Origin of the sequence: Coprococcus intestinihominis (genome assembly GCF_040096555.1) — a bacterium.
Classification (GTDB): Bacteria; Bacillota; Clostridia; order Lachnospirales; family Lachnospiraceae; genus Coprococcus_A; species Coprococcus_A intestinihominis.
This window is the reverse complement of the sequence record NZ_JBBMEK010000187.1, coordinates 1-6,618: the sequence shown is the minus strand read 5'-3', so window position 1 is coordinate 6,618 and position 6,618 is coordinate 1. Positions and strand designations below refer to the sequence as shown.

The 6,618-nt window shown below is 34.6% G+C and carries 6 protein-coding genes; all 6 read left to right on the top strand.

Going from position 1 to position 6,618, the window contains the following annotated elements; all coding sequences use genetic code 11:
- The coding region (locus tag WMO25_RS12970) for a DNA cytosine methyltransferase (protein WP_349085636.1) at positions 1 to 692 on the top strand (692 nt) is incomplete at its 5' end.
- Entirely contained in the window at positions 682 to 1,422 is a 741-nt protein-coding gene (locus tag WMO25_RS12965; protein WP_235232824.1) for a PmeII family type II restriction endonuclease, read from the top strand. The genes WMO25_RS12970 and WMO25_RS12965, both read left to right, overlap by 11 nt.
- Before the next feature lie 20 nt (positions 1,423 to 1,442).
- The gene (locus WMO25_RS12960) at positions 1,443 to 2,993 is read left to right on the top strand and encodes a competence protein CoiA family protein (RefSeq protein ID WP_235232825.1); all 1,551 of its coding nucleotides are present in this window, start codon (positions 1,443 to 1,445) and stop codon (positions 2,991 to 2,993) included.
- Entirely contained in the window at positions 2,994 to 4,901 is a 1,908-nt protein-coding gene (locus WMO25_RS12955; RefSeq protein WP_235232826.1) for a coiled-coil domain-containing protein, read from the top strand.
- 19 nt (positions 4,902 to 4,920) lie between these two features.
- Complete coding sequence (locus WMO25_RS12950; protein WP_235232827.1) at positions 4,921 to 5,940, top strand: hypothetical protein; 1,020 nt, start codon at positions 4,921 to 4,923, stop codon at positions 5,938 to 5,940.
- A gap of 3 nt (positions 5,941 to 5,943) precedes the next feature.
- Positions 5,944 to 6,597, top strand: a complete 654-nt coding sequence (locus tag WMO25_RS12945; protein WP_349085634.1) for a DEAD/DEAH box helicase — start codon at positions 5,944 to 5,946, stop codon at positions 6,595 to 6,597.
- The last annotated feature ends 21 nt before the right edge of the window (positions 6,598 to 6,618 follow it).

Below are 6,618 nucleotides of genomic sequence, written 5' to 3'. Positions count from 1 at the left end.
AGTTAGGATATAAAACGGTGTACGGAGTATTAGATGCTGTAAACTATGGTGTTCCACAATTTCGGGAACGATTTGTTTTGATTGGTAGTAGAGATTATGAAGATATCTTTTTGCCTTATCCAACACATTTTCAAAAGCATCAGAACAAAAATTATCGTTGGCGAACTATAGGGGATGTAATAAAAGATATTGAAGAAGATGATACAGAATGTGCAACACTGAGTGCAGATAGAAAAAGATATTTGCAGATGGTTCCTGAAGGTGGAAACTGGAAAGATTTACCAAAAGAGATAATTCCTGAAGCGATGGGAGGAGCATATAAGTCGGGGGGAGGAAAAGTTGGATTTTATAGAAGACTAGCTTATAACCAACCATCTCCGACTGTAACAACGTCACCAGGACAAAAAGCAACAATGTTGTGTCATCCGGTTAAAGACCGTACTTTAACGGTAAAAGAATATGCAAGAATCCAAGAGTTTCCTGATGAATGGAAGTTTGTTGGAAACACATCTGCAAAATATAGACAAATTGGTAATGCGGTACCTGTTGGATTGGCAGAGGCGATAGGACGAGCTATTCTTTCTACTGCAGAAAATTCGGCAGTTGTTCCTACTAAGCGTTTTAGAGGAACTAGAGTACATAGTAAGATTAAGGAGGCAATTGAAATAGGAGGAACTCAGAATGGCAATTAATAATACATATGATGAACAGGCGGTTACAAAGGCTATTGCAGAGGCATTGGAAAATTTTTATGGATCATTGATTGTGAAAATTGATGGTTTAGATATTAAGAAGGTTATGAAAAGAAAAAATCCATATCTGTATCGAGCTAAAGCTATGGAGAGTGCATCAGAGATAGTGGAATCTGTTTTAAGCGCATTTGTTTCATCTAGCGAAGAAACTATTTTTGGAAATTGTTTTTTTGAGCCTATAGCTATAGCTGCGAGTGGTGGAAATAAAGCGCTCGCAGAAGGAATCGATCTTATGATTCAAGACAATGAAAATAATGTCATCTATGCTGTGGCTGTTAAAAGTGGGCCCTCTGTATTCAATGCTGATAGTAAAAAACGTCAAGAACAAAATTTTACGGCAGCATCAAAATTGGCACAACAGGCTAAAGCAAGATATGAGGCATATATTGGTTACTGCTACGGAAAGAAAAAAGAAAGTGGACGTGGTAAGCCAAAGATGTATCAGGAACTTGCTGGAAAGAAATTTTGGGCAGAATTAACCGGAGATGAAGAATTCTATAAAAAAATAATTACGTTTATGGGAACAATGCCAGAACAGTACGTTGCATCGTATAAGGAAAGTTATAACAAAGCAGCAAATCGTTTGTTGAGAGAATTTGCAACTGATTTTTGTAAGGAAGATGGAAGTATAGACTGGGAAAAGTTAGTTGAGTTTAATTCCGGAGATTAATAATAAAGGAATGTTGATGTATGAAAACTGCTATCGATTGTTACGCGCGAGGAAAACAGAGAGAAGCAAATGCAGATGAATACTCTAGAGCAAGATCATATTCTCAAGGAAGATTCATTTGTCCTGAATGTGGTGAATTAGTTCATCTTACAGGAAGCAGGTATTCAAATCATTTTGCTCATTATAAAAAAACAGATGTGTCAGCTCAATGTGATCGTAGAGTTGATGGAATGCCAACGCAATCAGTGTACGAAAGAATAGGATTGCCACTATATCTAAGAAAAGATGATAATGGTGATTTTAGGCTGTTTATGGGGTTTAGAACTTTGCCGAAAAGCGTGCTTGAACAAGCTGAAAAAAACAAAATGTTCTTTCATATCATCGGTACAGAGCAAAAATATAGAATTACTCGTGAACGTTTCATTGATGGTGAGACAACATTAATTCCTATATTGCATATACCGTTAGGACAGGCTAAATACCATTTGAAATACGAGCCACAGAATTGTTCGGCTAGTATTTTGAGTTATTGGTCAGATGAAGCTGATGGTTTCTCCTACGATGGAGCATTGTTTTCTGTAACAGGTCTTGGTGGAAAGAAAATAAGACATGGTGACACGGTTTCTACAGATATTGAGTATTATTGGATTAGAAGAAGTGCGAGTCTTCCTAGTTATATTTCAGGAATCAAAATGAAGAGAGTAGGTAATTTGATCCTGAAAGATAGTAAATACAGTGTGTTTCAAGGAAAATTTGATTCATCGATAAGCGATTCAGAATTCTCTAGACTTACCACATATTTAAGGGAGTCGCTAAAAGTACATTTGTTAGAAAAACAACCGGAATTTATCCCTATTTGGCCGCCTTGTCTAAAGACAGAGAATGGATACATTACGAAAAATAATAATAGATGGATTTACGGACGGGTAGAATCGGGAAATGATGATCCGAAAATGTATATATATCGAGGAATCAATGCAATACCAGAACAGGTGGATTTAAAAGATAGAGTAGCAAAAGTATTAATAACATTCTCAGACACTTATATTAGCATAGATAGAAAATATGTGTCTGGTGGAGTTGATATTTTGAAACATGATTTCCAGATAAATGAAAAGTGCATAAGTTTGGAATTAAATCAAGAAATGAAATCAAGAGGATATGAGAGTATTGATTTGGACAATAGTGAAGAGGATGTTAAAATCATGCTTCCATATGAATTCGACTACATATATTTAAAAAGAAGTGGAGAAGCAACGTATAAAAAACGTGTTAAAGAAATCATACTTGAAAATATAGCAAATCAAGATTGGCTTATTATTATCAGTAATCAAACTGTGTATTTCGCATTTGAGTTTAATGTTGATGAGGCGCCAAATTGTGAGAATGGATTAAGTGAAGAAGAGCTATTGAAAGCAATTCTATTCTATACGCATACAAAAAAAATAAAAATACCATATAAGTATCAGGTGAAGTTACATAAAAAATTTGAAAACTCAGCTGAAATAAAGAAACTTTTGAAAAAGGATGAAATTCCAGTTCCAGTCCTTAAGATTTTGGAGGAATTATAAATGAGTTTGGATGAAAAAATATTGGAATCATTGGATGAAGAAGAGATTAAAGTCGTTGTTCAGCATATGAGTACTAATCTTCTTTTAATCCCATTAAAGAGTAATCAAAAAATGTATTCTCAGCAAATAAAAAGATTGGGAAGAATGGATGCAAAATCTCCACTCGTACAAAAAATGTTGCCAGCAATGGTTCTAACGCTTATGAAAAAACAGGACGTTAAGTATACCGAAATCATATCAAAGTATTTATGTGATACTAGACGTCATTTTGAGGATTATCTGAAGGAAAATGAAATAGGAAACGCATTGTCTCATGATGTTCCGGAAAGTTACGCATCTTTGTATTGGACGTACAGAAAAGATGTTGATAAATCATGTGATTTATCATACTTTTGGATAATGCTTAAATTGGTTGGTGACGAATTAGATGCAACGGAACAAACACGAATTGAATATTGCGTCGAGCAACAAGAAAACAATGTTCAAATGGTTGCTGATTATGAAAATAGAATTGAACAGTCGACACAAGAACATCAAGTCGAAATAGAACAGTTAAAAAAGAAGCATTCCAAAGAGATAAAGGATCTGCAACAAGAGATAAGAAGCTTGAGTGATTTGATACAAGGGAAAAAAGATTCTTTGGAAGAAATATGGGAACGAGAAACTGATAAGAAACACGTCCAAAGAATGAGAACTCTTGATGAGGAGTATGAGCAGAAAAAGGTAAGACAAGAAGAACAATATCATGAAAGCAACAATCAATTGGAGTGTGAATATCAAGAAAAGAAGAATCGTTTACTGGTTGAGATTGAGGAACAAACAGAAAGATTAAAAGCGGAATACGAAACAAGGAAACAAACATTATCGGAAGATATACAGAATCTTGAATCGCGTGCTAGAAGTTTATCTGAAAAAGAAAGTGTTTTGCAATCAGAGATTGAATCCTTAGAATCAAGAAAATCTGTTTTGCAAGCATATATAGATCATTATTTTCAGCAATTTGAAGAACACGCAATTCAGATGAGTTTGGATGCATTACTTAAATCCAAGTTTGCTGAAAATGCCTTTTCTTCTTCTCAGATGGAATTAGGTGTAAGAACACAAACAATTCATGAGAATGTGAATGAATTGCTTGTGCATGAGGGAACCCCAATTAAAAATGGAGATTATATAGATCCGGCCGAAGAACTTGAAGATATGTTGATGGATTTGAAAGAAAATATTGGCAGGTATTTCGAGGATCCATATGAAATAGCAAAGCTTGTATTAACTGCTCAGAGTTTAGGTAAGGTGATGCTTATTGATTCTTTTTCTGCAAGAAAAATAGGTGATTCTATATCTGCACTTACTGATGGAAAATGTGTCACAACAATTGATCTTAGTGATGGTAAATATACAATAAAAGAAGTCATCGATTTTATTAATAATAGGCCCGAAATTACAATTCTTGTAGAAGGTCTGATCGATCGCTTTGATGATAAAGTTATAGCTTCGATTTATCATGGTTGTCCCGGTACGATAGTGATATTTAGTTACGCAGAAAAGGCTACGTTGGATATGCTTTCAAAAGCTTATTTGCAATATGCTATTCCATTTTGTTTCGAAGAAAAAATCACTCTAGAATCTAGTGAACCAATATTGCTCAGTAATCAGATTTATCAAGATAATTTGCCTGACATTAATATAGAAGAGTGCAAAAAAATCTATAAGAAACATTTTTCAAAGTTGTATAGGGAAGGATATTTGACAAAAAGTTTGGCTTTGGAAGTGACTAAATTCATTGAGATATATAAAGCACTAGAAAATGGGGGAAAGGTGTCAGGGTTAGCAAAAGAAACTATAAGATTTTTCCTTAGCAATCTAGAAGAGGAAAAGGAAAATCAAGTATTGCTGAAAGACTTAATATAATGGATGAAGGTTTAGATAAATGAATTCTGAATTAATGGCTCAGTTGAGAAAAGATTTGAAAGTTAATACGTATGAAGGAGAACTAACTACATATTATGAATGTCGATTGATCTATTCAGCACTTGCTGAATGGATGCGCTTTACGGTTTTTGATGAGGTGACGGACGATTATTTCTGTAAAAGTAAAGCATATATACTTCGCAGGGGAATAGAAGTATTGCGTTCATTTATCGGATCTTCCCCTGCGTTGCAACAATGGTTTTTAGAAGATGAAAAAGGGGTTCATGAATTCGATGCTCCAGTAAAAGAAATTAGAGATCGTATGCTATTGGCTGGAGAATATTTTGAGTTCCTTCCATCGCATGATTTGACGATACCATCAACTGAGAGAATTAACATAAATGATCGTTTTGATAGAGTGATTGGAACTTCGGTGGACAGTATTTCTAATCAAATTAAATATGTTGGAATTACAAAAATTGTCAAAACGGAAGCTGTAAAAAAAGATTATGATGAATTTTCCTTAGAACAATATATGGCATGGATTCTGAAAACAGCAATTTGGAATACTGTAAAGGATATTGATAAATTTGAGTTCTTTGATGCATATAGTAAAAAAGCTCCCTATAAGTCTTGGGTGGATTTCCCTCCAAATGGAATGGATTATCATTTGGGTCGAATCTCACTTTATAATGGACTTCATGAATACTACTTGTTCAAAAAGAATAAAGAGGGAGAATGGTTAAATTCTCAGCTTCAGGAATTATTAAGTGAAACAAAAGAAGAACGACGTATTATATTGGGTTTGCGAATGATGTGCAATAATAAAGCTGTTGTTAAATATAAAACTAGAGGCGATGTTGTTGAATTAAAATTGATGTGTCGTTTGCCAATAAAGGAAGAAATTCTTATGGAGACGTATTGTTGGCCTTTACGTTATTATATGGATAAATTAAATTATATTGTTCCAGTAGAAGTGTGGCCCAATATCAAGCACACATTGGAAGTAAACCTTGGAATGAAAATTGAGGAGCAATAAGTTATGGATGAATATAGTATCGAAAATACTCATAAGGCATTAAAAGGTCGGTTGATTGAATATATAGAAACAGCCTATTTTGGAAAGAATGATGAGTTGAGAAATTTATGCAAGGATGAGCTGGAGTTACAGGGCGTTATGTGGAAAGAGCCGTATATAGAAGCGAATCCAGCATATGTCTCAGTAATTAGCGGGATAAGTAAAAGTAAGAGCATACCTGAAGATGTAAAAGAAATACTTGGTGAGATGATAGAGTGTGGGTTAGGTGTCTACCAAAATCCATATTCTCATCAGATCGAAGCTTTAGAGGCTTTTTATAGTGGCAAGGACTTATTTGTTGCCACAGGAACCGGTTCTGGTAAAACAGAATGTTTTATGTGGCCAATGATAAGTAAACTGGTAAGAGAAGCAAAAATGAGCGCAGAATCTTGGTCAAAGCGAGGCGTTCGTGCAATGATGTTATATCCTATGAATGCATTGGTATCAGATCAGCTTGGTAGATTAAGAAAAATGATAGGCACAGATGCATTCTATAACCTGTTTGTAGACTATACCAAAGAAAACAGACGTCCACAGTTTGGTATGTACACTGGACGAACACTGGTCCTATGTCAAGATTTAGTACAAGTTAAAATGAGAAATTTCTCCCCATTTTAACCTGCCAGAAGCTCAGCCTCA

Bases quoted from the DNA above. Each gene is read 5' to 3' on its own strand.
- WMO25_RS12965 (WP_235232824.1), top strand. From the start codon at position 682: ATGGCAATTAATAATACATATGATGAACAGGCGGTTACAAAGGCTATT.
- WMO25_RS12960 (WP_235232825.1), top strand. From the start codon at position 1,443: ATGAAAACTGCTATCGATTGTTACGCGCGAGGAAAACAGAGAGAAGCA.
- WMO25_RS12955 (WP_235232826.1), top strand. From the start codon at position 2,994: ATGAGTTTGGATGAAAAAATATTGGAATCATTGGATGAAGAAGAGATT.
- WMO25_RS12950 (WP_235232827.1), top strand. From the start codon at position 4,921: ATGAATTCTGAATTAATGGCTCAGTTGAGAAAAGATTTGAAAGTTAAT.
- WMO25_RS12945 (WP_349085634.1), top strand. From the start codon at position 5,944: ATGGATGAATATAGTATCGAAAATACTCATAAGGCATTAAAAGGTCGG.